The following is a 26,850-nucleotide window of genomic DNA, read 5'->3' as shown; positions in this document are numbered from 1 at the left end:
GGGTTGGGGACGAGCAACGTTAGGACCGGTGACCGTCCGGTCGCAGCCCGTCCCACACTGTGCGACGAACGGCGGCTCGCACACGGCCGGATGGCGGCGGCGATACCAAAGGTCCCTTGCTCCCCCGATACGCGTGAAGGCCCCCTTCCCTCGGCTGAGCAGGGGGAAGGGGGCCTTCACGCGCTTGAACTCAGGCTGGCTACGCCGTCTTGAAGCAGAGCGTCGTCGGCGGCGTCGAGTACGTCGCCACCTTCGTGGCTTCGGTGCCCTCACAGGACGCCTTGTCCGCGACACCGGCGACCTTCACCACCTCCGCGTCCTTGGCGGGGTCGGTGCAGGACACCTTCTGGTAGCCGGCGGTGTCCGAGATGAAGCCCTTGAGACAGTCGCCCTGCTTGACGTTGATGACCATGCACAGCTTGTACGACATCCGGCCGGTCATCGAGATGGTGTCGTAGTCACCCTCCGGGCAGGACTCGTCGCCGGCCACGCGGGCGCCGATCTTGACGTTCGCCTCCGGCGCCCCGCAATCGATCTTCTTCGGGTCGTCGGCCTTCCGCGAGAACTCGGTCACGCTCAAGCAGTCGCCGGCCTGGGCACTGCCCGTCCCGGTGAAGTGGTTGAAGAGGAACAGGCCGCCGCCGATCACGACGACGAGCACCGGAATGGCGAAGCGCAGCCAACCGATCTTGGAGCGCTTGGGCGCCGTCGGCTGACCGCCGGGCGGCGGACCGAAAGCGTCGGGCTGTCCAACCGGCATTTGGCCCCCAGGGGCCGGCTGGGAAGTGGTCACCGAGAAACCTCACAGGTGTGAAGAGGAATGAGAACCCCGGTATCAAACACTGAACGTGATCAACCCCATAAACCGACCCTCCAAACGGGTGAAAACCCCTGGTCGAGGTCGCTATTTGGTGCTCTTGACGCAGACCGTCGAAGGCGGCGTCGAGTAGCTCTTGAGATGGGTCGCCTCGGTGTCATCACAGGTCGCGACACTGTCGACGACCTTCACGACCTCCGCGTCCTTCGTCGGCTCCGAGCAGGCGACCTTTTGATAAGCCACGCTGTCGGCCAGGAAGTTCTCGAGGCAGTCGCCCTGCTTCGCGTTGATCATCATGCAGAGCTTGTACGACGCGAACGTCTTGTCGACGACGAGCTGGTCGTACTCGCCCGCCGGGCACGCGCCGCCGGCGTCGACTTTCGCCCCGGCCTTCGCGTTGGCCTCGTTCGAACCGCAGTCCGCCTTGGCCGGATCGGCGTCGACGTCGCCGAACGTGGTGATCGCGTAGCAGTCGCCCACCTGGACGTCGTCGGTGTTCGAGAGGTACCCGACGATCCACGACGACGCGCTGAGCACCACGATCGCGACCGGCACCAGGATGCCCACCCAGAACCACTTGGATCGCCTCGGCCTGGCGGATTCGCCACTGTGCTCGGTCATGGGGTCAGAGTATTCACGGGAACGGAAAAGGGCGCCCCCATCGCGCGGGGCGCCCTTCCGTGGAGAACCCGCGTCAATCGTTTTGGAAATACGACAGCAGTCGCAGGATCTCGAGGTACAGCCAGACCAGCGTGGTCATCAGGCCGAAGGCGGCGAACCACGCCCACTTCGACGGCATGCCTTCGCGGATCATCCGGTCGGCCTGGTCGAAGTCGAGCAGGAAGCTGAACGCCGCGACACCGATCACCACGAGGCTGAAGATGATCGCGATCGGCCCGCCGTCACGCAGCGGGTTGAAGCCGAAGAAGCTGGTGATGAGGTTGACCAGCATCAGGATCGCGACACCGACGACGGCGCCGATGATCCACTTGGTCAGCTTCGGGGTGACCTTGACCGCCCCGGTCTTGTAGACGACCAGCATCGCGATGAACACACCCGCGGTACCGATGATCGCCTGGATCGCGATGCCCGGGTAGAGCAGTTCGAACAGACCGCTGATCGCACCGAGGAAGACACCCTCGGCAGCCGAGTACGCGAGCGTGAGCGGGCCGCTCGGCTTCTGCTTGAAGATGATGACGAGCGAGATCACGAGGCCGACGATCATGCCGCCGACGAGCGCGCCGATCACGGCGCCCGGGATGGCGGTGATCTTGCCCGAAGCCGAGGTCGAGATCTGGCTGATGGCCCAGATCGCGGTGAGCACACCGGTCACCAGCGCGGTGCCGAGGCTCAGCGCCGTCTTGATGACGACGTCGTCGACGGTCATCGGACGGTCGTCGGCACCGGCGGAGGTCTGCGGAGGGCCGTAGCCGGGCACGCCGCCCTGGGGTTGGTTGAAGCCTACGTTGGGTCCGTACTGCGCCGCGCCACGCGGCAGGTTCCGGAACGCCGGGTTGCTACTGGATCGCACCTGATCCTCCTGGATCTACTGGCACCTGCATCGGGTTCAACGACCGCGGGGGCCGCCCGGTTCCCGTCGAAGTAAAGACGACTTTACTCACATTCGACCCGGAGCCCATCCCCCACACCGTATGCGGCGGAGATCACGACCGTTCACCGATACCCCACCTGATGACCTATTGCCAAAACCGCTGCTCACAGGACACCCTGCACGTTGCGTGTTCGGATACTCACCGAAGGCGTGTCGGGGAACCTATCGATCGTGTGACCTGCGTCAACGTAAATGCGTCGGGGCGGAGCACGGCCAAAGGAGTCAACACACCATGGGGTGGACCACACGCCCGAGCGTGCGTTCGCGCGCCTTGACCAGCCTGATCGCGACGTGCCTGCTCGGCGCGCTGTCCGCCACCGTCGCGGCGACACCTGCTTCGGCGGCCAAGGAGGAGGGCGTCGGCTACCAGGTCACGCCCGGCCAGACCGTCGACAGCAAGCCCAGAGAACGGGACTGGCTCGGCTCTTACGTCGTCAACGGCAAGCACGTGTTCTGCGTCTCCTTCCAGCTGAAGGCGCCGGACACGAACGAGAAGTACCAGCCCGGTGACGAACTCCTCGACAAGTGGGGCGCGAAGCTTCCCGAGGACACCGCCGCCAACATCTCCTACCTGCTGCTGCGCTACGGCGGCACCAAGGACAACGCCGAAGCCGCGGCGCTCGCGCACCTGCTGCACTCGTGGACTTCGAAGCCGCGCTCCGACGAGGACCTCAAGCCGAACCTTCCTCCGGAGAAGATCGGCTACGACGTCAAAAGCCACCTCGACAAGCTGCAGGCGCAGCATTCCGACGCCGCCGCGGCCGTCGAGAAGCTGACCAAGGACGCCGAGGCCAACCGGGGTCCGTGGACCACCGCGATCGCGCCGCCGAAGGAAGACCAGCACATCGGCACCGCGGGCGAGTGGACGATCAGCGTCAAGAACGCCAAGGGCAAGGGCGTCTCCGGGGTGCCCGTGCGGCTCACGCCGTCGAACGCGACCGTCGAGGACGGCGAGACCACGAAGGCCGCGTCGACCTCGAACGCCAAGGCCGAGAAAGCCACCACGGTGAAGACGGGCGAGGACGGCACCGTCACGGTCAAGGTCACGCCGACCGGTGACCAGCCGAAGCTGTCCAGCGCCCTTTCGGCACCCGCGGACCGGCCTTACGTGCAGTTCCCGGTCGAGACCGGGGTGCAGAAGGTCGTCTCGACCGGTGGCGAGAAGGAACTGAAGGCACAGGGTGTCGCGGTCGTCTCGAAGCCGGGCAAGGTCCAGGTGACCAAGGTCGACGCGAAGACCGGCAAGGGCATCGCGGGCGCCGCGCTGCGGATCACCGCCAAGGACAAGACAGCCGCCGCTCTCGGCCAGGACGGCAAGCCGCTCAACGGCGCCGACGGCAAGCCCGCCGTCGTCACCACCGAGGGTGAGAACGGGACGGTCACCGTCGAGAACCTGCGGACCCCGCAGGAGATCTGCGTGGTCGAGGTCAACGCGCCGCCGGGCTACACCAACGCGTTCGACCCGAAGAATCCGCCGTCCGCCTGCGGTGAGGTCAAGCCGGGTGAGACGCTGGCGCTCAAGGTCGCCAACACGCCCAACGAGGTACCGCGCACCATCCCCGCCGGTGACCGGCCGGTGGCGATGATGCAGGGCACCGTCGAGAACACGGCGTCGACCGCCGGGATCCTCTGCGTCGGCGCGCTCGCGCTGCTCGGTTCGGTGATGGTGGGCGTGGCCGCGCGGCGGTCCTCGCGACGCTAAAGAGGTTTCGGGAATGTCAGTACGACGCGGGTTCGCGCTGGGAGCCGTCACGGTTCTGTGCGCGGACCTCGTCGCGGCCTTGCTCATCTGGCCGCCGACGACCGTGGTGACGGGGACGGCTCAGGCCGTCTCCGTTTCCGTCGCGGGCGGTGCCCCGGCGGCGCCCGCCCAGCAGGAGGTGCCGCCTCCGCCGGAAATCGTCCCTACGACACCGCCCTCGGCTCCGCCGCCATCGAAGGAACCCGAGGCCCCGAAACCGCAGGGGCCGGGGACGATCCGGCTGCCCGCCGGCGGGGGCGCGAAGCTGATCCGCAAGGAGCTCGGGCCGGGCGCGGAGCTTCCGGTGCCGGAGAACCTCGGCGAGGTGACCTGGTGGGGCGCCGAGCTGAGTTCGGCGACCGGGGCGAGCGTCTTCGCCGGGCACGTGAACTGGAAGGGTGCGACAGGTCCGTTCGCGGAACTGTGGACCGAGCGGATCGGCGGCACCGTCACCGTGGTCGACAAGGCCGGGAAGTCCTGGCAGTACAAGGTTTCCCAGTTGATCACGCTGAAGAAGAACGAACTGCCGCAGCGGGCGGACGAGCTGTTCGGCCAGTCCGGTCCACATCGGATAGTCCTCGTCACCTGCGGCGGCCGCTGGGTCGGCGGAGAGACCGGCTACGCCGAGAACCGGGTCGTCATCGCCGACCCCGCCTAGTTACCCGTGAGTAACTTCACGGGACGCGACGGTGGTCCTCACCGTGATGATGCAGCACAATGCCTGTGGACGCGGGCGAGCACGGTGAAGGGTGAGGCGGATGGCGACTTTTCTGGTGACCGGAGCGACCGGACTGATCGGGCGCCAGTTCACCCGGCTGCTGCTCGCCAGGGAGGACGTCGACAAGGTCGCACTCGTCGTCCGAGCGTCCTCACGGGACAAACTCGCGAAACTCGTGAACGCCTGGCCGCATCCGGAGCGCGTCACCCTCGTCACCGGTGATCTCGGCGAGCCGCTGCTCGGCGTCGGCGAAGAAGACCGGGAGAAGCTGCGCGGTGTCGATCACGTCGTGCACCTCGCCGCCCTCTACGACCTCACCGCCGACGACGAAGCCAGCATCAAGGCCAACGTCGAAGGCACCGCGCAGGTGATCGCGCTCGCCGCCGACCTGAACGCGGGCTGCCTGCACCACGTGTCCTCGGTCGCCGTCGCCGGTGACCACGAGGGCATATTCACCGAGGAGATGTTCGACGTCGGCCAGCGGCTCGTCACGCCGTACCACCGCACGAAGTTCGAGGCCGAGCGCCTCGTGCGCGAGCAGCACGACGTGCCGTGGCGGGTGTACCGGCCCGCGGTCGTCGTCGGGAACTCCGAAACCGGCGAGATGGACAAGATCGACGGCCCGTACTACCTGTTCCCCGCGATCAGCAGGCTGGCCGGGCTGCCCGACGTGCCGATCGTCGGCCCCGACCTCGGCGACACCAACGTCGTCCCAGTCGACTACGTCGCCGAGTCGCTGAACGCCCTGATCACCACCAAGGGCCTCGACGGACGCGCGTTCCACCTGGTCAACCCCGAGCCTCAGCCGGTCGTCTCGGTCTACAACGCCTTCGCGAAAGCGGCGGGCGCGCCGACGATCTCCGTCCAGCTCAACGAACGCGTGTCCAAGGGCATCGTCAACCTGGTGAAGCTGAGCGAGCACATCCCCGGCTTCACGATCGCGCGCGACGCCGTGATGGAGCGGCTCGGCATCCCGCCGGTGCTGCTGGAGACGATGGCGTTCCCGTCGGTGTTCTCGTCGGCGTCGACGCGCAAGGCCCTCATCGGCTCGGGCGTCGAGGTGCCGCGGATCGAGGACTACGCGCCCACACTGTGGCGCTACTGGCGTGAGCACCTGGACCCGTTCCGCGCCCGCAAGCACGGCCCGCGCGGCGAGCTGGACGGCCGTCGCGTGATCATCACCGGCGCGTCCTCGGGCATCGGACGGGCGACCGCGATCAAGGTCGCGGCCGCGGGCGGGGTGCCGCTGCTGGTGGCGCGGCGGCAGCACGAGCTCGAAGAGGTGCGGGACGAGATCATCGCCGCGGGCGGCACGGCGTCGGTGTACCCGGCCGACCTGACCGACGAGGAATCGGTGCACAAGGCCGTCGACGCCATGCTCGCCGAGCACGGCCGGATCGACATGCTCGTGAACAACGCCGGCCGGTCGATCCGGCGGTCGATCAAACTGTCGTACGACCGGTTCCACGACTACGAACGCGCGATGGCGATCAACTACTTCGGCGCGGTGCGGCTGATCCTCGCGGTCCTGCCGCATATGTCCGAGCGCAAATTCGGGCATGTCGTCAACGTCTCGTCGATCGGCGTGCAGGGAATCGCGCCGCGCTTTTCGGCGTACGCGGCGTCGAAGGCGGCTTTGGACTATTTCTCCCGGATCGCCGCGACCGAAACCCACGGTGACGGAATCACCTTTACGACCATCCACATGCCACTCGTGCGCACACCGATGATCCGGCCGACGAAGATCTACGACGCGTTCCCGACGAAATCCCCGGATCAGGCCGCGGACATGGTGATGAAGGCGCTGAAGGAGCGCCCGAAGCACATCGGCACGCCCGCCGGGCAGGCGATCGGGCTCGCGTACACGCTCACCCCGGGCCTCACGGATGCCGTGGCCTACCAAGGATTCCGCGTGTTCCCGGATTCCGCGGCCGCGGGTGGTGGCGGCGGACTCAAAATCGGCAAGGGTGAGCAGCATCTGTCCCGGGCGGCGATGGCCCTCGCCCGGCTCAGCCGCGGCTTCCATTGGTGACACTGCGCACACGGGTGGCGGCCGTTCAGGTGAGGGAACGCAGCTGAGAGCCGACACACGTCGGTGAATCACCAAGCCTGGCCACGGCGACGCCGGGTACGCAGGTACCGTCGTGGCCATGGTTCCCGAGCGAGACAACGGCCTGTTGCCCCTGCGGCGCGAGTACACCCAGGCCTGGCATGGCTTCGACCGGAACGAAGTGCGCCAGTATCTGGATCATCTCGAAGCCCAGCTGCATCGCGTGATCACCGACCGCGACGCCGCGATCGCGCAGGCGACCTCGGCCACGCGCGAACTCGAAACCGTGCGCCACGAGGTGGCGAAGCTGAACGCCAGGATCGAGGAACTGAAGAAGCCACCGGAGCGGCTCGAAGACCTCGACGAGCGGATGCAGCGCACAGTCACGCTCGCGCAGGCGCGCGCGGAAGAGGTCACCAAGCGTGCCGAAGTCGCGGCCGAGAAGCACTGGGCGTCGTCGAGCGAAGCCTCGAAGAAGCTCCGTGAGCGCTACACGCGGCTCGTCGCCGAGCTGGACAAGCAGGCGGACGCGCTGCATTCGGAGCACGAGTCCGCGCTCGCCGAGACCCGGGCCGAGGTCCAGCGGCTGACCGTCGAGGCCGCCCAGCGCCGGGAACTGCTGGACAACGAGGCCGAACGCAAGCGCCGGAAGATCGAGCGCGAGTTCGATGCGACGATTTCGGCCCAGCGCGCTTCGCACGAGAAGCACATCGCCGACCAGCAGACGGCCAGCAAGAACCAGGCCGAACGCCGGATCGCGGAGGCCACCGCGGAGGCCAAGCGCCGCATCGACGAGGCGACGAGCGAGGCCAAGCGCCGGCTCGACGAGGCCACGACGACCGCCGCTCAGCGCACGACAGCCGCCCAGCGGAAGGTCGAGCGGCTGGCGGAGATTCGCGAGCAGGCCCGCAAGAGCCTGCTGCAAGCCGACGAGGTCCTGAAGGGAAGCGAAGCGATGCTCGCGGCGCTGCCCGAGGAGTCGGTGATCCCGCACGCTTCGAAGCTCGTCGGCGGTGACAGCAAGGCCGAGGAGACGAAGCCCGCGAGCAAGCCCGCCGAAGCGCCCGCGTCGAAGGCCGCCGCTCCGGCTCAGGCGCCCGCTTCGACGCCTGCCAAGCCCGCTCCCGCCAAGCCCGCTTCTTCGGCGCCTGCCGCCGCTGCGCCGAAGAACGGACAGAGCGAGCAGAACGGCCCCAAGGCCAACGGACAGAAGCCCTCACCGGCCAAAACCGGCTCCTGACCAGCGCGAAGTAGCAAGGGACCTTTGCTGTCACTCTCTTTTGGAGAGCGATAGCAAAGGTCCCTTGCTCTCTTTTCGACGCGGGTCAGGAGACGGTGGTGCGGGGCCAGGGATTGGCCGTTTCGAGCTGGGCGGCGAGGCCGAGGAGGAGCGCTTCCCCGCCGGGCGCGGCGACGAGCTGGACGCAGGCGGGGATGCCCGAAGGGTGCACGCCGACAGGCACCGACATCGCCGGATAGCCCGCGAGATTCCACAGACCGGCGAAACCTGCCACGCGCACCGACGGCAGCACGTTGGCGATCCACCGGCTTTCGTGCCACCTGCGGGCCTTGAGCGGGAGGGTCGCGATCACGGGTGTGACCAGGACGTCGTGGTCGGCGAAGAACTCTTCGGCGCGCTCCAGCCAGCGCTCTCGGGTGCTTCCCCGGACCCGTTTGGCCATCAGCCGCCCGAGCCGGACGTGCGTACGTGTGCGGGGCTGAAGTGCGGCGAGGTCGAACTCCGCCGCTTGTTCGGCCGGGCCCGCCACCCAGCGCGCGAGAAGGCCACCGATCGCACCGGCGTTGTACCGGGGTGTTCCGGGCGCGACGGTGTGCCCAGCCGCGCTGAACAGCTCGCCCGCCCGCGCGACGGCCCGGCTGAAAGCGCGCGGCAAGGGCGCCCTCGTCAACGGGACCTGGGTGGACAGGGCGATACGAGACCGCTTCGGGTCGGTGAGGTCCGCCAGGCCGGGCTGTTCGGCGAGGACCGACATCAGCACGGCCGCGTCGGCCACGGTGGTCGTCATCGGACCGTGCGTGGACAGGCCGAACCAGCCGTCCTCCCCCGGTACGCGGACCACGCCCTTGCCGGGTTTGAGCCCGACGATGCCGCACATCGCGGACGGCAGCCGGATCGAGCCCAAGCCGTCCGTTCCGTGCGCGATGGGCACCAGCCCGGCCGCGACGGCCGCGGCACTCCCGCCCGACGAACCACCCGCCGCGTAGGACGGGTTGCGGGGGTTACGCGCCGTCCCGTCCGGATCGTCGCTCGACGGCCAGATGCACAGTTCCGGTACCCGGGTCAGGCCGACGATCACCGCGCCGGCCGCGCGCAGCCGCCGGGCTATCTCACCGTCCTCTGTGGACACCGTCGACGAACCCGCGCGCGACCCCCACGAGGCATACTCGCCCTCGACCGGCGCGACGTCCTTGACCGCGACCGGCACACCGGCCAACGGCAGGTCGGCCAAGTCCGCGCGTTCGGCGACGGCGGCGGCCTCGGCGAGCGCCTCCTCGGCCCTGACCCGGCGGAACGCACCGACCACTCCGTCCGCCGCCGCGATCCGGGCCAACGCCTCACGCGTCACCTCGACCGGGTCAAGTTCCTTGGCGCGCACAGCCGCCGCGATTTCCACTGCCGTCTTGACCATCCCCGCACTGTAGATCGGGCGGCGAAGATCAGCTGCGCGCCGAACAGGCGAACTTCGCCGGGTCCGGGTCGAACGCCGGGAAGTCGGTGTAGCCGTCGAGCCGAGCGCCGTAGTAGACGTCGTGGTCCGCTCGGGCGAGCGGGGCATCGAGCGCGAATCGGGTAGGCAGGTCCGGGTTCGCGATGAACAACCTGCCGAAGGCGACCACGTCGGCCAGCCCGGAGCCGATCAGGAGCTCACCCTCCTCCCGGGACGTCGGCTCCTCGGAACGCAGGTTCGCCACGAGGGTCCCAGGCCACAACGGCCGCAGGTAGGACAGCGCTTCAGTGTCGGGAGTGTCGATGACATGCAGGTACGCGAGCTCGTACCGGCGTAGTTCCGCGAGCAGTCGTGAGTACACCTCCTTTCCATCGTCTTCCACGATGTCGTTCTCCGGATTGCCCGGCGAAATCCGCAGAGCGACCTTGGCCGCGCCGACCTGTTCGACCACGGCCGCCACCACCTCGAGCGGGAACGCGAGCCGCGCGGCGACGGAGCCGCCGTACCTGTCCTCTCTGCGGTTGGTGTTGCCGGCGAGGAACTGCTGGATCAGGTACCCGTTGGCACCGTGGAGTTCCACGCCGTCGAATCCCGCCTCGACAGCCCGGCGTGCCGCCCTGGCGAAGTCCTGGACGCCCTCGCCGATCTCTTCCTCGCCGAGGGCGCGGGGCTCGACCGTGTCCGTCCAGCCTTCGGCCGAGAAGATCCTCCCGGCCTGCCGGACCGCCGATGGCGCCACCGGCGTCCGGCCCGTCACGCCGGGATGGGCGACCCGGCCCGCGTGCCAGAGCTGTGCGAAGATGCGGCCGCCTTTCTCGTGCACGGCCTCCGTCACCTGACGCCATGCCTCGGCATGCTGCGCTGTCACCAGCCCTGGGATCCCGGGGCCGCTCTTGCCGGCCTGGTCGATCCAGACACCTTCGCTCACGATCAAACCGGCGCTCGCGCGTTGCGCGTAGTACTCGGCCGTCATCGGATGTGGCACACCTGTCGTGTCATCGGCACGTCCCCTGGTCATCGGGGCCATCGCGATGCGGTTCGGCAGCTGGATCGCGGTGCCGCGGAATGCTTCGAGCAACCTCATGGACGCGAAGCTAAACCCTGACACCGGCGTCACGGTCAACCTCGGTTTCCGCGGCTACTGTGGACTCATGCGGATCGGCGAACTGGCGGAGCGGACAGGGGTGAGCGTCCGTTCGTTGCGGTACTACGAGACGGAAGGCCTGCTGCGTCCCGATCGACGCGGCAACGGCTACCGGACCTTCACCGAAGACGACATAGCCCGGGTTCTGCAGATCCAGCTCTTCTATTCGGCCGGGTTGTGCAGCGGCAAGATCGCGGAACTCCTTCCCTGTGTTTCCGGGGACCACACCCACTTGGTGCCTTCGCCGGGGATGACCGGCGAACTGGAGATCGCCAAGACTCGGATCCAGAACCAGATCGCTTTGCTCACCACCTCTCTGTCGGTTCTGGAGCGTGTCCTGGCCGCGGCCAAGGGGACCGATACCGCCGAAGTACCGGTTCCTTCCCGGCCCGCCCGGCGGCACCGAGGGATCCACGTCTGACGCGGATCAGGCGTTCGGGTTTCGGCCCAGCAGCCCGAGCAGCCTGTCCTGCAAGGGCGCGTCGTCGGGCACCTTCACCTCGGGACCGAAGACGACGACGCCGGGCCCGAAAGCACCGGGGATCCTCATCTGCTCGGGGATCGCCTGGGCGCCGGGCCACATCCGGGCGACCTCGTCCGGATCGATCGTGTCGTCCTGACCGGTGGCACGGGCCAGGTCCCAGCCATGGACGACCATGTCGGCACTGACGACCTGGTCGATGTGCTGTTCGGCGGTCATCTTCCCCGCCGGTGTCTCGTGTTCCGTGGCCGCGAGCACCGGATCGGCGAGGACGGCTTCGACCTCGGCCCGAGCCGCCCGGAAGGCGCCGAGCGGATCTTCCTCGGCCGAAGGCGCGGGCCCCAGATCACGTCCGAAAGGGCGCAGCATCGCGCCGTGCATGTCGACGATGTGCCCGACGACATCCCTGGCGTTCCACTCCGCGCACGGCGACTTGCTCTCCCATTGCCCGGCTTCGACGGCGGCGACCTTGCGCTCGAAGGCGTCGGCCCGGACGCGATAGCGGTTCGCGATGGCGTTCATCTGGCTCACGCCCTCGCCGGGACGGCCACGACCTCGGCCAGCCTGTCGAAGCCCTCGCCGACTCCCCGCTCCATCCCGGATTCGAGCACGGCGTCCCGGATCCTTTTCGAGCCGTACCGCACCACCTGGGTCAAGGTGGTGACTCCGCCGTGCTCGGTCAAGGTCAGAGTCGCCAAGGCATCGCCTTCCGAGGCCTCGCAGTCCTCGTTCGTCTCGAGGGAAACGAGCCTTTCCGGACGGCTGATCTCCTGGTAGACGCCCTGTAGCACCATCTCCCTCCCACCGTCGTGAAGCAGCCGGTATCGCCATCTGCCGCCGACCCGCAGGTCGATCTCGCACTCGACGACTTCGCAGCCGTGCGGACCGAACCAGCGGCGTATCAGCTCCGGTTTGGTCCACGCGTCGAACACCAGCGTCCTCGGCGCGTCGAAGGACCTCGTCATGACGATCTCGAGATCGCCGGATTTCGTCACGCTGAGACTGCGTCCCATCGTGGTGCTCCTTTCCGATCGTGCGGTGGTCAGTCGGTCTCGCCCTGACTCTCCGGGTGTCGCAGTTCTCCTTCGAGGACGGCGTCCAGCTTCGAGAAGGCCCCGTCCCAGTAGCGGCGGTATCCGCCGAGCCATTCGGTGGCGTCTTTCAGCGGCTCGGCCACCAGCCGGCAGGGACGACGCTGGGCATCACGTCCCCTCGCCACCAGCCCGGCCCGCTCCAGCACCTTCAGATGCTTGGAGATGGCGGGCTGGCTCATCGCGAACGGCTCGGCCAGCTCCGTCACAGTGGCCTCGCCGTGCGCGAGCCGCGCGAGGATCGCGCGACGGGTGGGGTCGGCGAGCGCGGCGAAGGTGACGTCGAGCAGATCCTGTGTCACGGTCGCCCGCCTTTCAGTTCTCACGAGTTCGAGTTCTCACGTCCTGCTCCAGCGGCACCCGTCGACGCCGTGGATAACCTTGCGGTTCCATAACCATGTGGTAATGTAGATCGCATCGGGTCGGCCTGTCAAGTCCGACCAGCGGGAACACGAAAGAGGAAGGAGGTGGGCCCGGTGCAGGCACGCGCGAAAGGGCACGCGATCGCGTACTAAAGGGCAACTGGGGTTACCGTCGATATCGGCATGGACGACGAACGAAACGAGCCGATGAACTCCGGGCGACCGAAGACGACGAAGCGATGGTTGACCGTCATCCTGGGGGTGGCCACCGTACTGCTCACCAGCGTGCAATGCGGCACGACGACCGAAGAAGGCGGATCGGCGCAGCCCGCGGGGACCACACCCCCACCACGACTCGGCACCGCTTCGAGCCCGTCCGGCTCCGGCACACCCGCGCCCTCGCCGTCACCGAGGGCGGAGCAGTCCCCTGATCCGGGTTGCGAGGCCGTCATCGCCGGGATGAGCCCCCGGCAGCGACTGGCCCAGCTCGTGGTGGTCGGCGTGAACGCCGGCGATCCGCAAGCGGCGGTGAAGCTGGTGCGCGATCAGCAGGTCGGCGGGATCTTCCTCGGCGGCAACGAGACGGCCCTGCTGCAGAACCGCGCGCTGGACGAAGTACAGAAGGCCGCGAAGGTGCCCGTGTCGGTGGCGATCGACGAGGAAGGCGGCCGCGTCCAGCGGATCGACGCCCTCGACGGCGAAATGCCCAGTGCCCGGAAGATGGCCAAGACCATGACGCCAGCCCAGGTGCGGGCGAAGGCCGCCGACCGAGGTCGGCAGATGCGGGCTCGCGGCGTCACCGTGGACTACGCGCCCGACGCCGACATCACCGACCAGCCGGATCGCGACATCGTCGGTGACCGGTCGTTCAGCGCGGACCCCGAGGTCGCGCGCAAGTACGTCCTGGCGTTCGCACAGGGACTGCGGGACGCCGGGGTGCAGCCGGTGCTGAAGCATTTCCCCGGCCACGGGCACGCCACCGGGGACTCCCACAAGGGACTGGTGCGGACGCCGCCGCTGGCATCGCTGCGGAAGGTCGACCTGGTGCCGTACCGCGACCTCGGCGAGTACGGCGAGGTCGGTGTCATGGTCGGCCATCTGGACGTGCCCGATCTGACCGGCGGTACGCCGTCGACCCTGTCGGCGCCGGCGTACCGGCTGCTGCGGAAGGACTACGCGTTCGACGGCCCGGTGATCACGGACGATCTCGGGGCGATGAAGGCGATCACGTCGCAGTACCCGCTGCCGACGGCGGTACTCAAGGCCTTGCAGGCAGGAGCGGATCAGGCGCTGTGGTCCTCCGGAGGCAACGTCGGCACGGTGCTGAACACGCTGGAGCAAGCGCTTGCGTCCGGCGATCTCCCGGCCGCCCGGGTCGATGAGGCCCTGGCCCGGGTGCTCGCGGCGAAACAGGCTTGCGGCTGACCGGCGGCGAGCCCCGGCGAGGCGGCCGGACGGGCCGCCCGGCGGGGTGGCAGGAGAAGCGGTCCGAAAACTCAATGAACACAATGCTGACCAGGCTCGAGCCGAGGGTGACCCTGATCACCGCCCCGCCGCCCGATCAAGGAGGATCGCGTGCCTGGTCCCACGAAGTTCCTGCGCCGTCTCGCCCTGGCGACAGCCGCCACTGCCGGACTGAGCCTGCTCACCGTACCGATGGCGTCGGCCGCGCCGTCGTCGATCGACCATCCGGTGCGGACCACCGGCTGTCACCGTCCGTCCCCGGTTCCCGCCGGGACGACGACGCTGCGGACTTTGACCTCCGGCGGCCTGGTCCGCGAGTACACCGTGCACGTTCCAGCGCGCTACCAACCCGCACGGCCGTACCCGTTGGTGTTGTCGTTCCACGGCCACAAGCGGACGTCGAAGTATCAGGAGGAACTATCCGGGTTTTCCGCGTATGACGCGATTTCCGTCTATCCGCAAGGACTTGTCGGTACCGACGGCGAGTCCGCGTGGACGGGCGCGCCGTATTCGGCGGCCGCCGACGACGTGCTCTTCACCAGCGATCTGCTGAACGCGCTCCAGCGGGAACTGTGCGTCGACTCCCGCCGGATCTACGCGACGGGCAAGTCGAACGGCGGCGGTTTCGTCGGCGTTCTCGCCTGCCGGATGCCGGGCCGGATCGCGGCGTTCGCCCCGGTCGCCGGCGCGTTCTATCCGCAAGGCGGCGAGTGCCACCCGTCGCGCCCCGCTCCGATTCTCGACTTCCACGGAACGGCCGACAAGACGATCCCCTACACCGGGAATCCCGCGAAGGGCTTGCCGACGCTGCCGGACTGGCTCGCCGCGTGGGCGGACCGGAACGGCTGCTTCTCTCGCCCGATCGAGTACTCGCCGAAGACCGACGTCACCGTCCAGCGCTGGCTCGGTTGCTCGCTCCAGCACTACCGGGTCGAAGGCGCCGGGCACGTCTGGCCGAGCACGGCGCCGAACAACGACTCCGCCACCCCGACCGTCATCAACGCGACGCCGGTCATCTGGAACTTCCTGCTCGCCCACCGTCTGCGTTAAAAACCCGTCGATTTCCTTGCCGGACCCACCACTCCGGCGCTACCGTCGAACTTGACCGGATGACCAGATGAGCAAATCTGGTCATGAAGTCAGAGACTGGGAGCGCACGTGGCAGAACGTCCGGACCGCACCGCCGGCCGCGCCGATCGCATCCTCGACGCGGCCGGCGTCCTGCTGTCGCGGCTGGGTTATCGCAAGGTGACCATCGAGGACATCGCGAGTCAGGCGGGCATCGGGAAAGGCACGATCTACCTGCATTGGCCCACCAAGGAAACCCTTTTCCACGCGTTGCTCCTGCGCGAATCCCTCCGGGCCGCCGCGAATCTTCTCGATCGGCTGGAGAAGGATCCGGCGGAAGTGGTCCCGCATCGGTTCCAGCGGGCCGCGTTCCTGTTCACCCAGCGCAATCCGTTGCTCGGCGCGCTCATCACCGGCAACACCGAACTGATGGGCCGGTTGAAGCGACATCCCTTGCAGGATCAGGACGCCGTCGTCACCGAGCGGTATCTGAAGACGATGACCGACCGGGGTCTGCTGCGCGACGACATCCCGAATCTGCTCTTTTCCCTGCGCGCCTCGGCGTTGGGGTTCTACCTGATGGACAGCTTCACCGGCGACGGCACCGGCCTCACACCCGAGGAGAAGGCCGACGCTCTCGCGCACATCATCCGGACGGCCTTCGAGCCGCCGGAGCCACCGTCCACGGCGAATCTGGCCGACGCCGCGGCCGAAGTGATCGAAGCGTTCCGGGATCTGATCTCGTCCTATGGCGCCTGGATCTACCGAAAGGACGGTATCGGGGAGCCCGGCTGATCCGGGCTCCTCCACCACGAGAAGAAGGGGGCAAGCCATGACCACGATCGCCGAAAACTGGGGCGTCCACGAAGCCCAGTTCTGGCTTCGAGGTGAATTCCCGGCCGACCCGGTCGGTTTCGAACCCGCGACGGGCGCGTGGAATGTCTACGGTCACGCCGAAGCACTGCAAACCTTGAGTGATCCCAAGGTGTTCTCCTCCGACACCGCCCGCCTGATCCCCAAAGAGATGTCGCCGAAAAAGGATCAGTTCATCGAGGGCAACTTGCTCCAGATGGATCCGCCGGACCACAAGAAGCTGCGTACGCTGGTCAGCCACGCCTTCACGCCGAAGGTCGTCGCGGACCTCGAACCGCGGATCGCCACGCTGACGAACGAACTCCTCGACGCCGTCGACGGCGCGGACTCGATGGAATTGGTGACACACCTGGCATATCCGCTGCCGGTGATCGTCATCGCGGAACTGCTCGGCATCCCGGCGAGCGACCGCGACCTGTTCAAGGAATGGGTCGACACGTTGCTGCGGAACAGCCAGCAACGGTCGCTGACCGAGCAGACCGAGGAGGACAGGAAGGCCGCCGAGGAGACGCAGGAACAGCTGAACAACCTCGTCGGCTATCTGGGCGAACACGTCGAGGATCGACGGAAGAACCCGCGTGAGGACCTGCTGACCAAGCTCGTCGAGGCCGAGGTCGACGGCACGAAACTCACGCAGAACGAAGTCGTCAATTTCGCGAACGTGCTGCTGCTGGCCGGGCACATCACCACCACGATGCTGCTCGGGAACACCGTGCTCTGCCTGGATTCCCATCCGGACGAGTACCGGCGCGTCCGCGAGGACCGTTCGCTGCTACCTGCCACCATCGAGGAATCACTGCGTTTCCTCAGCCCGTTCGCACTCGTCGCCCGCGCCACGACGACCGAGGTCGAACTGGGCGGACAGAAGATCCCGGCGGACAGCATGCTGTTCACCTGGGTCGCGGCGGCGAACCGGGATCCGCGCACCTTCACGGATCCGGGCACGTTCGACCCGGCTAGGAAGCACAACCCACATCTGGCCTTCGGCCGCGGGATCCATTTCTGCATCGGCGCCCCGCTCGCCAGGCTGGAAGGCAAGACGGCGCTCAACATCCTGCTGGACCGGTTCCCTGATCTGCGCACCGATCCGGCCGTGCCGCCGTCGTTCATCCCCAGCCCGCACATGACCGGGGTGAACGAGCTCCAGCTGCTGCTGAAGCCCTAACGGCCGGCGAACCGGGAGGCGAGCGGGACCACCACTCGCGGAATCCGTTTCCCGGGCGTGTACCGAAGTTCGGTGATGTTGCCGTTCGGCACGAGGTAGGTGTCGGCGAACGTGCGGAAACCGCGCATGGCCTCGCTGTCCGGGATGGTGATCCCGGTCAGCAGCGACCACATGACCGCACGGATGAAGAGCCCGTGCGTGAAGACGGCGATCGGCCCGGGCTCCCGTTCTCCCAGCCGGGTCAGGAATTCCTGGGTCCGGGTGAAGAGACCGGCGAAGGATTCCGCGCCGTTCACCGCGTGGTGTGGATCGGCCCGCTCCCAGTAGGCCTCCGTATACGGCTTACGGATCGCGGTGGTGGTGACCTGTCCATGGAGTTCGCCGAGAAAGGTGAACTCCTGGACAGGCCACTCCTCACGATCCGCGCCGGGATACCGCTCGATCGTCGGCTCGGCGGTCTGCCTCGCCCTCAGGAACGGCGACGTCACGATCAACCGGGGTGGTTCGGCCAGTGCTCCCGCGACTTCGATGGCTTGCCGTCTGCCCAGTCCGGTCAGTGCCGACGCCCCCGGCTCGCCGCCGGGAAGGCCCGCGTTGCTCTCGCTTTCCCCGTGCCTGATCAGCCACACCCGTGCCACGATCGCCTCCTAGACCCCGTGTGCCCTCGACGATCGCACCGGGCGGAGTTGATCGCGACTTCCAGGATGCCCTGATTCGTCACGGAAGCGACGCGGTTCTCAGCTGTCGAACTGCCCCGGCGCGCGACCCTCTCCCGCGGGACCGCGGTACGCCTGCGCGATGTCCAGCCAGTGGTCCGCGAGCGCGCCTTCGGCACGGACGTCGACGTCGTCGCGGTGACGGCGCCGCGTGACCAGGAGGCAGAAGTCCTCCGCGCTGCCGGTGACCCGCTGCCGTGAGTCCTCGGGCCCGAACGTCCACAGCTGACCGGAGGGCGACGTGATCTCGAAGCGGAACTCCTGCTCCGGCGGGGTCAGGCCCCGCGCCTCGTATCCGAAGTCCCGCACGCGGACCGCGAAACCGACGAGATACGCGAACCGGTCGGTCCGCTCCGGCCGCACGCCCAGCGCGTCGGCGACGTCCTGGCCGTGGGCGAACAGTTCCATCATCCCGGCGCAGGCGAGGATGGCCGGCGGCAGCGGGTTGACCAGCCACGGCACGACCTGGTCCGCCGGGACCGCCGCGAGCGCCTTGATACCGGCGTCGCGCTCGGCGCGCCATCGGCTCAGCAGAACCTCGTTGGGGTCACCGAGGTAGTCGTCGAGGGCCGCGTTGACGGCGGCGTCGAAACCGCGCGCCATCGACGTCTTCGCGAGTTCGGCGAACTTCCGCGGCTCGGCCGCGGACAACCCGGCGATCTTGAAGATGAAGGAGAGATGAGCGATCTGGTGCTTGATCGACCAGCCGGCCGCGGGCGTGGGCAGATTCCAACCCGCGTCGTCCAGGTCGGCCACCAGGGCGTCGACCTGTTCGCCCTCCGTGGTGAGGTCCCTGATCACGTACCGGAAGTCAGTCACCGTGCCGTCCTCTCGCCGTTTCCACCCTCTCGAATGATGCGGACGCGCCGGCCCGTCGTCTTCTCCTCGCGAGTCCCGTCGGATTCGGACTTGATTCTGGAGCCGGGTCCAAGTTCTACGCTCGGGAAATGCGAATCGAAGCGGCGACGACGGCGTTGACGATGTCCCAGGTGACCTCGCGCGCCGGGGTCCGGCCGGACACCGTGCGCTACTACGAGCGCATCGGCCTCCTGCCCGTCCCCGCGCGGACGAGCGGGGCGCACCGGCGCTACGACGAGGATGTCATCGAAAGGCTGCGATTCATCCGCGGCACCCAACGGCTCGGGCTGACATTGGCGGAGATCGCCGACCTGCTGAGCGTGCGCGACACCGGGGTGTGCCCGTGCGAACCCGCCGAAACCATGATGGAACGCCATCTCGCCGAGATCGACGCGGAAATGGCGCGACTCGGCGAATTGCGCGCCGAGCTCACTTCTCTGCTGTCCGGGATGTCCGGCGAGGACTGCGCCGATCCGCTTCCCGGCACCTGGTGCCCACCCGACCGTGCCCCCGGGGAAGGAGGTGGATGACATGTGTGACTGTGACTGCTGCGGGACTGGCTGCTGCTGACCCGCTTCGGCGGGAGCGGGCCGCGCCCGCCGGGTCGCGAAGGCCTCCCCGCCACCCCGAGAATGGCGGAGGAGGCCTTTCACCGTCCCGCCGTCACACTCCGGTGCAGGCGGCCGTGGCGAATTCCCCGGAAGCGGTCTTGGTGGAGACCATCGCGCCGTCGACGGTGATCTTGCAGGTGACGGATCCGCCGGTCTCGCCCGTCGTGACCGTGAGCGTCCCGCCCTTGTAGACGCCCTTGTTCTCGACTTCCTTGTTCCAGGGCAGCGCCGGAACCGTTTCGGTGAGGGGGTTCAGCACCTCGCCGTAGATGACCTCGACGTTCGTGGCGTCGCCGGTGATCTCGTAGGACACCTTCGCGGTGCGGTTGAGCTCGTTGTTGACCTCGTTGACGGCCGCGTTGAACACGAAGATCCACACCACGCAGACCACGAGCCCGAGCGCGGACAACGCGATACCGGTGATGGAGAGCCCCTTGTTCGAGGCTTTTCCGTTCTTGACGCGGATCAGCCCGATGATCGAGAAGATCAGGCCGAGGATCACCAACGGCCAGGCGATGACGCCGATGAGCGGGATCGGGGAGAAGACCAGCCCCACCAGGCCGAGGACGAAGCCCGTGACGCCGATGCCGTTACGGGGTGGCATCGGGCCGCCGGGGGCTTGCAGGGCCGGCGTGTAGGGGGTTTGCTGGGTCACGGGTTTTCCTTTCCAAAGGGATGAACGACGCGGCATACAATCAGCGATCGCGAGGCCTCCGCGTCGTCCTCGGCGCGTGAACCCGTTACGACGAAAGTCGTAATTCGCGTTCTTCGAAGAATCGGTTCCGCTGATGCGGACGACCTGGCCCGCTTGCGTACGCTCGGCGCATGGCAAGACGTGTGCTCGGGGTGGTGCTCACCGTGGTGGCGGTCGCGGCGTGCGTGATCAGCAGCATTTTCGTCTTCAGCGCCCAGGGTTACCTTCCGGCGACGAAATCGTTCGATCCGACCTGGTGGTCGACACTCGGGTTCTTCACCGGGATCGCGGCGGCCGTCATGCTCTGCTGGCGGCACAAATGGCCGGAACTCGTCCTCGGCATCGCGCTCGTGCCACCGCTTTGTTTCCGGTCCGACGCGCTGGCCGCGCTGGTCGCCCTCGCCGCCTTGGCCGCGCGCCGGCGCGACAGTCTCTTGTGGATCGGTTCCGCGCTCGTCTACGTCGCCACGGCGTGGGCGTTGTTCGGCGACGCCAACCGCCATCCCGACGTGACCGTCGCGGGGCAGATCGTCGGCAAGCAGTTCTCCGCCGTGCAACTGATGGGGACGCTGACGGTCGCCGTCGTGATGACGGCCGTGCCGCTCACCGTCGGGGTGGTCCGCGGGATGCAGGACACGCTCGCGATCCGTGAGGCCAAGGAGGAGGAACTCCGCGCCGAAATGACCCGCCGGGCGGAACGCACCCGGATCGCGCGCGAGATGCACGACGTCCTCGGGCACCGGCTTTCCCTGCTGTCCTTGCAAGCCGGCGCGCTCGAGGTCAGCAAGGGACCCGCGACGACGGAAGCGGCGAAGACCGTCCGGACGACCGCGCGCCAGTCCTTGGAAGACCTGCGGCAGGTCATCGGTGTCCTCCGCGACGGCCAGGGCTTCGGCGAAAACGGCGAGAACGGCACCCACCCCGAACCGCCGCAACCGACGTTGGCGGACATCCCCGAACTGGTCGCCAACGCCCGCCGGGCCGGGCTGGGGGTCAACGTGACGATCCTGCTCGACGACGCGGGCGGTGCCCCGGTGCTGCTCGGCACGACCGCGTACCGGATCGTCCAGGAGTCGATGACCAACATCCTGAAACACGCGCCGGGCGCGGCGGCCGAGGTTTCGGTCCGCGGCGGGCCGGGCAACGGGCTGACCGTCGAAGTCGTCAATCCGCTGCCCGCGACGCCCACCGCGGGGAAGCCGCCAGGCGGGGGAACCGGGCTGACCGGAATCGGCGAACGCGTCACCCTGATCGGCGGAAACGTCAGCACCGGCCCCACCGAAGAACGCACATTCGCCGTCCGGGCTTGGCTACCGTGGGGACACCACTAACCTGTCCGGGTGAACCAGCGCCCACTGCGAGTGCTGCTCGTCGACGACGACCCGCTCGTGCGAACCGGTCTGTCGATGATCCTGTCCAGCACGGACGACATCCGGGTCGTCGCGGAAGCGGGCGACGGGGACGAGGCCGTGCCGAAGGTGACCATGCACGCTCCCGACATCGTGCTGATGGACATCAGGATGCGGCGGATGAACGGCCTCACCGCGACCGCGGCCGTCACCTCCCTGCCCAATCCGCCGAAGGTCCTCGTGCTGACCACCTACGACCTCGACGAGTACGTCTTCGACGCGCTCGGCGCGGGCGCCAGCGGGTTCCTGCTGAAGGAGGGCTCGCCGCAGGAGATCATCGACGCGGTGCGCGTCGTCGCGGCGGGTGAGGCGATGTTGTCGCCGCGGACGACGCGGAAACTCATCGGGCATTTCGTCGCGTCCCGGGTGAGCCCGCGGCGGCATCGGGCACGGGCCGGGCTGAGCACCCTGACCGAACGGGAACGGGAGATCATCACCGCCGTCGCCCAGGGCTGGACCAACGCCGAGATCGGCGCGGAACTGCATCTGAGCGAAGCGACGGTGAAGACCCATATCACCCGGATCTTCGCGAAACTCGACGCGACCAACCGGGTCCAGCTGACGATTTTCGCCTACGAAGCGGGGCTGGTCGCTCCCTGACGGTCCGTCCCGAGCAACCCGGCGACGACAGTCGCCCAGAGCACGACGGCACCGCCGAAGCCCGGCACGAGCTGCCAGGCCGCCGTCCAGCCCGCGACCGCGAGCACGGCGGCCAGCACGGCCACGACGCACAGCAAGGCGCTCAGCACCAGAAAACGCCGCGAGCCGAACAACTTCGCGAACGGCAGGAAGTGCAGGCCGACCACGAAGAGCACCCACGCGGGCACGGCTTCCGGAAGGTCGAAGACCGCCGAGAGCACTCGCGCCCCGGCGAAGATCCCGACCAGCATGAGCAGCACGGCGATCCCGTACTGCTTGCCGAACGGGCTTTCCTCCCGGCCGCCGCCCGCGGGCAGCCCGGCACCTCGGCGGGCTGTCAGCACGAGCCAGGCCACCAGCGCCAGCACCGCGGCGACACCCACGACGACCAGCGCCGTCGAGCCGCCGGAGACGGAGGAGGCACCGAAGAACCACCAGGCGGCCCCGAATCCCACTCCGATCGCGGAACTGATCAGCAACGTGATCAAGTGCCCCTTGGTGAACTGTCCGTCTGTCATCGCTTCCGGGTCTCCTCCTCCCCCCGGCGGAACAGTACCCGGGGACTACGCGAGCCCGGCGAGGATGGTGGCCGCCTCCCGCGGGTGCATGAGGAAGCGGACGTGGCTGCTCTCGAGCGAACGCACGTCGGTCGGGTTCTCCGGGGTGAGCGCGTCCGCCTCTTTGATGAAGCGGTCCTGGAGCGCGAGCGGGATAGACCGGTCTCCCGTGAGCCTGATGTAGGTGCGCGGAATGCGGCCCCAGGTGGCGGCCTCGGCGCGTTCGGTGCCTACGTCGAGACTCTCGTCCGGTTCGAGGGTGTTGAGGTAGGCGAAGAACTCCTGGTCGGTGCCGTCGTCGAGGATCGCGGTCTTCAACGCGGCCAGCAGCGCGGGATCAGCGGTGCGCCAGTTCATCCGGAGCGCGCCGAGCGCGGCGGGGTCGGCGAGGACGACACCGCCGACGTCGTTGAGCGCACTGCTCGCGTTCTCGGGCGCCTGCATGTACTCGCCCAGTGTCGCGTCGACGCAGCACCACGCGGAGATGTAGACGAGCCGGTCGATCAGGTCCGGGACGGCGTTGCCCGCCCCGGTGAGCGGGACCCCGCCGCGGCTGTGCCCGACCAGGATGACCGGCCCGTGCGCGGCGGCCTTGCGCACGACGTCCACCACCCGCTCGACGACTTCGGCGGAGGTGACACCGGCCTGGTTCGACGGCGCCGTGGCCAGCGCTCCCAGGTCCTGAGGAGCCTGGTAAGCCGCGTGGAACCCGGCTTCGAACCCGTGTCCGGGAAGGTCGACGGCCAGCGTGCGGTGGCCGAGCAGGGCGAGTTCGCGTTGCAGCGGGTTCCAGGTGAACGAGTTGCTGCTGGAGCCGTGAACGAAGACGTAGGTGGGAGTCACGGTTCGTATCCTGACATCCCGGCTTTGCCCGAGGATGATCTCGAGTGGACGATCACTCAGTTCGCGAGGAGCACCGCCTACAGTCAGCGTTCCTTCCAGGGTTCACCAGCAGTCAGCTGACCGCATTCGATGTCGCGATCAGGTCACGGGCTGTAACGCGAGAGTCGTCGTGGACGACCTAGCTCCCGCAACACAGCGAGAGCTTCTGGGGACGGTGTGGCTGCTGCCCGCCGAGAAAACATGCCGTACGGAGGACATCACTATGGAGATCGCAGAGCGCGCACAGGCTTTGGCTCTGAAGATCCGGAAGCACAAGGCTGACATCCAGACGGAAGAAGCCACCAAAAACGCTTTCGTGATGCCCTTCATCAGCACAGTCCTCGGGTACGACGTATTCAATCCCGCCGAGGTGATCCCCGAATTCACGGCCGATGTCGGAACCAAAAAGGGCGAGAAGATTGACTACGCCATCGTGCACGATGGACAAGTGCAGGTTCTGGTCGAAGCCAAGAAGATCAATGATCCGCTGCGCATCGAGCACGCATCCCAGCTCTTCCGGTATTTCGCCGTCACGAACGCGAGAATCGCCATTCTCACCAACGGCGAGACGTACCAGTTCTACACCGACCTGGACGCGCCGAACCGGATGGACGCGAAGCCCTTCCTGGTACTGGACTTCTCGGATATCGACGACACCCTTATTCCTGAGCTCGCGAAGCTGAGCAAAGAGTCCTTCAACTTGGATTCGGTCATCAACGCGGCCGAGGAGCTCAAGTACATCGGCCAGATCAAACGCATCCTGGCGACCCAGTTCAAGACACCCGAAGACGAGTGGGTGAAGTTCCTGGCGGGCCGGGTCTACGAAGGGTCCTTCACCCAACGGGTTCGCGACCAGTTCGCTCCGCTCGTGGACAAAGCGGCGCGCCAGTTTCTCAACGAGCAGGTCAACGACCGGTTGAAGAACGCGCTGGGCGGCCCTGACTCGTTCGTCAGTGTTTCCACCGGTCCGTCCGACCTTCCCGAGCAGGGTGTTCCCGCCGAAGGCTCGCCCGCAGCGCCCGAGGAAACCCTGCCGCGTGACAGCAACGGCGATGTGGTCACGACCGAAGAAGAACTCGAGGGGTATCGGATCGTGCGCGCCATCGTCTGCGGAGAAGTCCCGGCCGCGAGGATCGTCGCGCGCGACACGAAGACCTATTTCGGCGTGCTGCTGGACGACAACAACCGCAAGCCCATCGCCCGGCTGTGGTTCAACCGCGCGAAGAAGTACCTAGGCGTGTTCGACGAAAACAAGGTCGAGACACGTATCCCCATCGAGACAGTCGAGGATATCTACCAGCACGCCGCTCAGCTTCGGAAGACCGTGGCTCGTTACAACTCGTCGGTTTCACCCGAGACCAAGGCGGCCGAAGCCGCAGGGCCGAACTTCGCGGGCACGTCACTCAGTCCGCGATGAACACCTCGGCCGTCCCGTCGAACCGGTAGCCGACCCCGCGCACCGTCGTGATCGGCGTCAGCGCGGGCTCCAGCTTCCCCCGGATCTTCCGGATGTGGACGTCCACGGTCCGGCCGTTGCCGCCGGACAGCCCCCACACCTGCGCCATCAACGTGACGCGGTCGAAGACCCGGTCCGGATTCCGGCTCAGGAACAGCAGGAGGTCGAACTCCAGCCTGGTGAACTCCAGCACCTCGCCGCGCAGCAGCACTCGCCGCGAATCCGGCTCGATCCGCAGTGGCGGCGCGGACTCGCCGAGCCGGCGGCGTCGGCCGGCGAGTTCGACGACCTGACCGGAATTCGCTTCACCTGCCTGGAAAGTCCGCGCCGTCAGCGTCACCCCGACGGTGTCCTCAAAGGACTCGAGCAGGCGCGCGGCGATCGCGGCGGCGTGCTCTGAGTCGGTGCTCACCCGTAACGCCAGGGTCAGCTCGACGGTCGGCTCCCCGCTCACCGCGACCGACTGGGTCATCTCACACCACCCTGACCGGATGCCGGACGACGGCATCGAACAGGTAGCCCTGGGTGTTGTGCGGAGTGACGTCAGGCTGGGTGACCCCGGTGATGTCCGTGGCCCGCGCCCGCAGGGTGCGGGCGCCGGGAACACCGGCGCGCCAAGGGATTTCCCAGCGCTGCCAGCCGCGATCCGCTGCCGCGCCCACGAACTTCGCCTGCCGCCAGCCGTCTCCCGCGTCGACTTCGACCCGTCGGATCCGGCCGTTGCCCGACCACGACCGGCCGCGCAGCACGTGCCTGCCACCGGCCGCGAACTCGGCGTTCCAAGGCAGCTCGAACGCGCTCTTGACCACCTGCCGGGTCACGACCGTGCCCTCCGCCGGATAGTCCGGGCCGAGCAGCCGGTAGTACTGCGTGTTCCACGGCGACACCAGCGGCGTCTCCGAGACTTCGATCCGTCCGAGCCATTTGATCGACGAGATCCCGATCCAGGACGGCACGACGAGCCGGACCGGATGGCCGTGGTCCGGCGGGAGCGGGCGACCGTTCATCTCGTAAGCCAGCAAGACGTCCTGAAACGCTTTCGCGATCGGCAGCGGGCGCCGTACCTTCCCCAGGTTGACCCCGCCGGTGACGTAGTCGGCGTCCAGGCCCTCGGGCAGGACGTCCACCGCGTGCCGGGTCAGTCCCGCCTTGGCCAGCACCGTGGACAGCCGGACACCGCGCCAGCGCGCGACCCCGATCGCGCCGAGCTTCCAGGCCGTGCCGGACACCGTCTGCCCTTGTTGGCTGGTGAAGTAGCTCCGGCCGTTGCCCGCGCATTCGATGGCGGAGGTGATCGTCTCCGCAGGCAATCGGCGTAGATCGTGATAGGTGAACTCGACGGGCCTGTCCGCTGTCGGCGCACCGCGCAACCCGGTTCCGAACAGCTTCAAACGCCAGGTTCCGAGGTCGATCGACGGGGTGGCGGTGTGGTTCCGCACGAAGAACCGCTCGACCGGTGTCAGGTATCCCTGCCCGCTCAACGCCTCCCAGCGCGTCTCCGCGTTGGTGCCGTAGACCTCGAAGATCTCCGGCGGCAGCGGCTTCACGATCGCTGTCGCGGCCGACGCCGTCCCGGCCGGGAAAGTTCCGAGCGCCGTCAGCGCGAGCGAGCCACCGGCGGCCAGCCGAAGCATCCCGCGCCGCGATATCCCGTCGGCTCGCGCCTCACCCGCACGCCACTGCGCGAGCCGGGTGCGGTCATAGGTGGCTTCGTCGGTCATGCCGGTCATTGTCGGCAGCGGCCGTCCACCC

28 protein-coding genes are annotated in these 26,850 nt (G+C 67.8%); 13 read left to right on the top strand and 15 right to left on the bottom strand.

Annotated features, from left to right (window positions below):
* Positions 1 to 199: 199 nt before the first annotated feature.
* From ACFWMR_RS08425 to ACFWMR_RS08415, 3 genes are all read right to left on the bottom strand, one after another.
* On the bottom strand, positions 200 to 760 hold the full coding sequence (locus ACFWMR_RS08425; protein ID WP_378377917.1) for an LppU/SCO3897 family protein: 561 nt from the start codon (positions 758 to 760) through the stop codon (positions 200 to 202).
* A 144-nt stretch (positions 761 to 904) separates the two neighbouring features.
* A complete protein-coding gene (locus ACFWMR_RS08420) occupies positions 905 to 1,438 on the bottom strand; it encodes an LppU/SCO3897 family protein (protein ID WP_378377916.1) in 534 nt (177 codons plus the stop codon).
* A gap of 73 nt (positions 1,439 to 1,511) precedes the next feature.
* The gene (locus ACFWMR_RS08415; RefSeq protein WP_378377915.1) at positions 1,512 to 2,348 is read right to left on the bottom strand and encodes a Bax inhibitor-1/YccA family protein; all 837 of its coding nucleotides are present in this window, start codon (positions 2,346 to 2,348) and stop codon (positions 1,512 to 1,514) included.
* A gap of 313 nt (positions 2,349 to 2,661) precedes the next feature.
* On the opposite strand from ACFWMR_RS08415, the gene ACFWMR_RS08410 reads away from it, so the two are divergent.
* The 4 genes from ACFWMR_RS08410 to ACFWMR_RS08395 all read left to right on the top strand — a co-directional run bounded on the left by ACFWMR_RS08410 (position 2,662) and on the right by ACFWMR_RS08395 (position 8,178).
* A complete protein-coding gene (locus tag ACFWMR_RS08410; protein WP_378377914.1) occupies positions 2,662 to 4,131 on the top strand; it encodes a SpaA isopeptide-forming pilin-related protein in 1,470 nt (489 codons plus the stop codon).
* A gap of 13 nt (positions 4,132 to 4,144) precedes the next feature.
* Complete coding sequence (locus ACFWMR_RS08405) at positions 4,145 to 4,828, top strand: class F sortase (RefSeq protein ID WP_378377913.1); 684 nt, start codon at positions 4,145 to 4,147, stop codon at positions 4,826 to 4,828.
* 100 nt (positions 4,829 to 4,928) lie between these two features.
* Positions 4,929 to 6,920 carry an SDR family oxidoreductase gene (locus ACFWMR_RS08400; protein ID WP_378377912.1) on the top strand — a complete coding sequence of 664 codons (1,992 nt, stop codon included), beginning with the start codon at positions 4,929 to 4,931 and terminating at the stop codon, positions 6,918 to 6,920.
* Between the two features lie 118 nt (positions 6,921 to 7,038).
* Positions 7,039 to 8,178: a cell division protein DivIVA gene (locus tag ACFWMR_RS08395; RefSeq protein WP_093937880.1), complete on the top strand. Its 1,140-nt coding sequence runs from the start codon at positions 7,039 to 7,041 to the stop codon at positions 8,176 to 8,178.
* An 85-nt stretch (positions 8,179 to 8,263) separates the two neighbouring features.
* Here the strand turns inward: ACFWMR_RS08395 and ACFWMR_RS08390 are convergent, their stop codons facing one another.
* Complete coding sequence (locus ACFWMR_RS08390) at positions 8,264 to 9,589, bottom strand: amidase (RefSeq protein ID WP_378377911.1); 1,326 nt, start codon at positions 9,587 to 9,589, stop codon at positions 8,264 to 8,266.
* Between the two features lie 28 nt (positions 9,590 to 9,617).
* Complete coding sequence (locus ACFWMR_RS08385; protein ID WP_378377910.1) at positions 9,618 to 10,712, bottom strand: alkene reductase; 1,095 nt, start codon at positions 10,710 to 10,712, stop codon at positions 9,618 to 9,620.
* Between ACFWMR_RS08385 and ACFWMR_RS08380 the strand changes: the two genes are divergently transcribed.
* The gene (locus ACFWMR_RS08380) at positions 10,711 to 11,193 is read left to right on the top strand and encodes a MerR family transcriptional regulator (RefSeq protein ID WP_378377909.1); all 483 of its coding nucleotides are present in this window, start codon (positions 10,711 to 10,713) and stop codon (positions 11,191 to 11,193) included. The two genes, ACFWMR_RS08385 and ACFWMR_RS08380, sit on opposite strands and share 2 nt — an antisense overlap.
* A 6-nt stretch (positions 11,194 to 11,199) precedes the next feature.
* Here the strand turns inward: ACFWMR_RS08380 and ACFWMR_RS08375 are convergent, their stop codons facing one another.
* From ACFWMR_RS08375 to ACFWMR_RS08365, 3 genes are read right to left on the bottom strand one after another with little or no spacing between them, the layout of a single operon-like run.
* Positions 11,200 to 11,775 (bottom strand): TIGR03086 family metal-binding protein, encoded by a 576-nt coding sequence (locus tag ACFWMR_RS08375; RefSeq protein WP_378377908.1) that lies wholly within the window; start codon positions 11,773 to 11,775, stop codon positions 11,200 to 11,202.
* 5 nt (positions 11,776 to 11,780) lie between these two features.
* A complete protein-coding gene (locus tag ACFWMR_RS08370; RefSeq protein WP_378377907.1) occupies positions 11,781 to 12,266 on the bottom strand; it encodes an SRPBCC family protein in 486 nt (161 codons plus the stop codon).
* 29 nt (positions 12,267 to 12,295) lie between these two features.
* On the bottom strand, positions 12,296 to 12,646 hold the full coding sequence (locus ACFWMR_RS08365; protein WP_093937875.1) for an ArsR/SmtB family transcription factor: 351 nt from the start codon (positions 12,644 to 12,646) through the stop codon (positions 12,296 to 12,298).
* 243 nt (positions 12,647 to 12,889) lie between these two features.
* Between ACFWMR_RS08365 and ACFWMR_RS08360 the strand changes: the two genes are divergently transcribed.
* The 4 genes from ACFWMR_RS08360 to ACFWMR_RS08345 all read left to right on the top strand — a co-directional run bounded on the left by ACFWMR_RS08360 (position 12,890) and on the right by ACFWMR_RS08345 (position 17,276).
* Positions 12,890 to 14,131: a glycoside hydrolase family 3 N-terminal domain-containing protein gene (locus ACFWMR_RS08360; protein WP_378377906.1), complete on the top strand. Its 1,242-nt coding sequence runs from the start codon at positions 12,890 to 12,892 to the stop codon at positions 14,129 to 14,131.
* Positions 14,132 to 14,281: 150 nt separating this feature from the next.
* Positions 14,282 to 15,220 carry an alpha/beta hydrolase family esterase gene (locus ACFWMR_RS08355; protein ID WP_378377905.1) on the top strand — a complete coding sequence of 313 codons (939 nt, stop codon included), beginning with the start codon at positions 14,282 to 14,284 and terminating at the stop codon, positions 15,218 to 15,220.
* A 108-nt stretch (positions 15,221 to 15,328) separates the two neighbouring features.
* Positions 15,329 to 16,033: a TetR/AcrR family transcriptional regulator gene (locus ACFWMR_RS08350; protein WP_378377904.1), complete on the top strand. Its 705-nt coding sequence runs from the start codon at positions 15,329 to 15,331 to the stop codon at positions 16,031 to 16,033.
* Between the two features lie 37 nt (positions 16,034 to 16,070).
* The gene (locus ACFWMR_RS08345) at positions 16,071 to 17,276 is read left to right on the top strand and encodes a cytochrome P450 (RefSeq protein ID WP_378377903.1); all 1,206 of its coding nucleotides are present in this window, start codon (positions 16,071 to 16,073) and stop codon (positions 17,274 to 17,276) included.
* On the opposite strand, the gene ACFWMR_RS08340 is transcribed toward ACFWMR_RS08345, so the two are convergent.
* Both ACFWMR_RS08340 and ACFWMR_RS08335 read right to left on the bottom strand, forming a co-directional pair.
* The gene (locus ACFWMR_RS08340) at positions 17,273 to 17,914 is read right to left on the bottom strand and encodes a histidine phosphatase family protein (protein ID WP_378377902.1); all 642 of its coding nucleotides are present in this window, start codon (positions 17,912 to 17,914) and stop codon (positions 17,273 to 17,275) included. The genes ACFWMR_RS08345 and ACFWMR_RS08340 overlap by 4 nt on opposite strands.
* Positions 17,915 to 18,013: 99 nt before the next feature.
* Positions 18,014 to 18,811, bottom strand: coding sequence for a TIGR03084 family metal-binding protein (locus ACFWMR_RS08335; RefSeq protein WP_378377901.1), 798 nt, complete (start codon positions 18,809 to 18,811; stop codon positions 18,014 to 18,016).
* 128 nt (positions 18,812 to 18,939) lie between these two features.
* Here ACFWMR_RS08335 and ACFWMR_RS08330 point away from each other — a divergent pair, with 128 nt between their 5' ends.
* Entirely contained in the window at positions 18,940 to 19,380 is a 441-nt protein-coding gene (locus ACFWMR_RS08330) for a heavy metal-responsive transcriptional regulator (protein WP_378274279.1), read from the top strand.
* Positions 19,381 to 19,513: 133 nt separating this feature from the next.
* Here ACFWMR_RS08330 and ACFWMR_RS08325 read toward each other — a convergent pair whose 3' ends face one another.
* Complete coding sequence (locus ACFWMR_RS08325) at positions 19,514 to 20,065, bottom strand: DUF4190 domain-containing protein (RefSeq protein WP_378377936.1); 552 nt, start codon at positions 20,063 to 20,065, stop codon at positions 19,514 to 19,516.
* 221 nt (positions 20,066 to 20,286) lie between these two features.
* Between ACFWMR_RS08325 and ACFWMR_RS08320 the strand changes: the two genes are divergently transcribed.
* Both ACFWMR_RS08320 and ACFWMR_RS08315 read left to right on the top strand, forming a co-directional pair.
* Positions 20,287 to 21,486 (top strand): sensor histidine kinase, encoded by a 1,200-nt coding sequence (locus tag ACFWMR_RS08320; RefSeq protein WP_208636085.1) that lies wholly within the window; start codon positions 20,287 to 20,289, stop codon positions 21,484 to 21,486.
* A gap of 30 nt (positions 21,487 to 21,516) precedes the next feature.
* Positions 21,517 to 22,164: a response regulator gene (locus ACFWMR_RS08315; protein WP_378377935.1), complete on the top strand. Its 648-nt coding sequence runs from the start codon at positions 21,517 to 21,519 to the stop codon at positions 22,162 to 22,164.
* On the opposite strand, the gene ACFWMR_RS08310 is transcribed toward ACFWMR_RS08315, so the two are convergent.
* Together ACFWMR_RS08310 and ACFWMR_RS08305 are read right to left on the bottom strand one after the other, a co-directional pair.
* Positions 22,137 to 22,721, bottom strand: coding sequence for a DUF7010 family protein (locus ACFWMR_RS08310; protein ID WP_378377900.1), 585 nt, complete (start codon positions 22,719 to 22,721; stop codon positions 22,137 to 22,139). The two genes, ACFWMR_RS08315 and ACFWMR_RS08310, sit on opposite strands and share 28 nt — an antisense overlap.
* 45 nt (positions 22,722 to 22,766) lie before the next feature.
* On the bottom strand, positions 22,767 to 23,603 hold the full coding sequence (locus tag ACFWMR_RS08305) for an alpha/beta fold hydrolase (protein ID WP_378274277.1): 837 nt from the start codon (positions 23,601 to 23,603) through the stop codon (positions 22,767 to 22,769).
* A gap of 262 nt (positions 23,604 to 23,865) precedes the next feature.
* On the opposite strand from ACFWMR_RS08305, the gene ACFWMR_RS08300 reads away from it, so the two are divergent.
* The gene (locus tag ACFWMR_RS08300; protein WP_378377899.1) at positions 23,866 to 25,059 is read left to right on the top strand and encodes a type I restriction endonuclease; all 1,194 of its coding nucleotides are present in this window, start codon (positions 23,866 to 23,868) and stop codon (positions 25,057 to 25,059) included.
* Here ACFWMR_RS08300 and ACFWMR_RS08295 read toward each other — a convergent pair.
* Both ACFWMR_RS08295 and ACFWMR_RS08290 read right to left on the bottom strand, forming a co-directional pair.
* A complete protein-coding gene (locus ACFWMR_RS08295; RefSeq protein ID WP_378377898.1) occupies positions 25,046 to 25,570 on the bottom strand; it encodes a winged helix-turn-helix domain-containing protein in 525 nt (174 codons plus the stop codon). The two genes, ACFWMR_RS08300 and ACFWMR_RS08295, sit on opposite strands and share 14 nt — an antisense overlap.
* A gap of 1 nt (position 25,571) precedes the next feature.
* Positions 25,572 to 26,819, bottom strand: a complete 1,248-nt coding sequence (locus ACFWMR_RS08290; protein ID WP_449224317.1) for a sulfite oxidase — start codon at positions 26,817 to 26,819, stop codon at positions 25,572 to 25,574.
* Between the last annotated feature and the right edge of the window lie 31 nt (positions 26,820 to 26,850).

It is taken from the genome of Amycolatopsis thailandensis (assembly GCF_042723255.1).
GTDB classification, from domain to species: domain Bacteria; phylum Actinomycetota; class Actinomycetes; order Mycobacteriales; family Pseudonocardiaceae; genus Amycolatopsis; species Amycolatopsis thailandensis.
Note: the sequence above shows the minus strand (reverse complement) of the source record. Positions and strands in the feature narration are given on the sequence as shown.

What these genes read in the sequence shown, in the direction of transcription:
- ACFWMR_RS08400 (WP_378377912.1), top strand. Translation starts at nt 4,929, where the DNA reads ATGGCGACTTTTCTGGTGACCGGAGCGACCGGACTGATCGGGCGCCAG.
- ACFWMR_RS08360 (WP_378377906.1), top strand. Translation starts at nt 12,890, where the DNA reads ATGGACGACGAACGAAACGAGCCGATGAACTCCGGGCGACCGAAGACG.
- ACFWMR_RS08410 (WP_378377914.1), top strand. Translation starts at nt 2,662, where the DNA reads ATGGGGTGGACCACACGCCCGAGCGTGCGTTCGCGCGCCTTGACCAGC.
- ACFWMR_RS08300 (WP_378377899.1), top strand. Translation starts at nt 23,866, where the DNA reads ATGGAGATCGCAGAGCGCGCACAGGCTTTGGCTCTGAAGATCCGGAAG.
- ACFWMR_RS08310 (WP_378377900.1), bottom strand. Translation starts at nt 22,721, where the DNA reads ATGACAGACGGACAGTTCACCAAGGGGCACTTGATCACGTTGCTGATC.
- ACFWMR_RS08345 (WP_378377903.1), top strand. Translation starts at nt 16,071, where the DNA reads ATGACCACGATCGCCGAAAACTGGGGCGTCCACGAAGCCCAGTTCTGG.
- ACFWMR_RS08295 (WP_378377898.1), bottom strand. Translation starts at nt 25,570, where the DNA reads ATGACCCAGTCGGTCGCGGTGAGCGGGGAGCCGACCGTCGAGCTGACC.
- ACFWMR_RS08390 (WP_378377911.1), bottom strand. Translation starts at nt 9,589, where the DNA reads ATGGTCAAGACGGCAGTGGAAATCGCGGCGGCTGTGCGCGCCAAGGAA.
- ACFWMR_RS08325 (WP_378377936.1), bottom strand. Translation starts at nt 20,065, where the DNA reads ATGCCACCCCGTAACGGCATCGGCGTCACGGGCTTCGTCCTCGGCCTG.
- ACFWMR_RS08370 (WP_378377907.1), bottom strand. Translation starts at nt 12,266, where the DNA reads ATGGGACGCAGTCTCAGCGTGACGAAATCCGGCGATCTCGAGATCGTC.
- ACFWMR_RS08385 (WP_378377910.1), bottom strand. Translation starts at nt 10,712, where the DNA reads ATGAGGTTGCTCGAAGCATTCCGCGGCACCGCGATCCAGCTGCCGAAC.
- ACFWMR_RS08420 (WP_378377916.1), bottom strand. Translation starts at nt 1,438, where the DNA reads ATGACCGAGCACAGTGGCGAATCCGCCAGGCCGAGGCGATCCAAGTGG.
- ACFWMR_RS08330 (WP_378274279.1), top strand. Translation starts at nt 18,940, where the DNA reads ATGCGAATCGAAGCGGCGACGACGGCGTTGACGATGTCCCAGGTGACC.
- ACFWMR_RS08375 (WP_378377908.1), bottom strand. Translation starts at nt 11,775, where the DNA reads ATGAACGCCATCGCGAACCGCTATCGCGTCCGGGCCGACGCCTTCGAG.
- ACFWMR_RS08395 (WP_093937880.1), top strand. Translation starts at nt 7,039, where the DNA reads ATGGTTCCCGAGCGAGACAACGGCCTGTTGCCCCTGCGGCGCGAGTAC.
- ACFWMR_RS08290 (WP_449224317.1), bottom strand. Translation starts at nt 26,819, where the DNA reads ATGACCGACGAAGCCACCTATGACCGCACCCGGCTCGCGCAGTGGCGT.
- ACFWMR_RS08320 (WP_208636085.1), top strand. Translation starts at nt 20,287, where the DNA reads ATGGCAAGACGTGTGCTCGGGGTGGTGCTCACCGTGGTGGCGGTCGCG.
- ACFWMR_RS08405 (WP_378377913.1), top strand. Translation starts at nt 4,145, where the DNA reads ATGTCAGTACGACGCGGGTTCGCGCTGGGAGCCGTCACGGTTCTGTGC.
- ACFWMR_RS08425 (WP_378377917.1), bottom strand. Translation starts at nt 760, where the DNA reads ATGCCGGTTGGACAGCCCGACGCTTTCGGTCCGCCGCCCGGCGGTCAG.
- ACFWMR_RS08380 (WP_378377909.1), top strand. Translation starts at nt 10,711, where the DNA reads ATGGACGCGAAGCTAAACCCTGACACCGGCGTCACGGTCAACCTCGGT.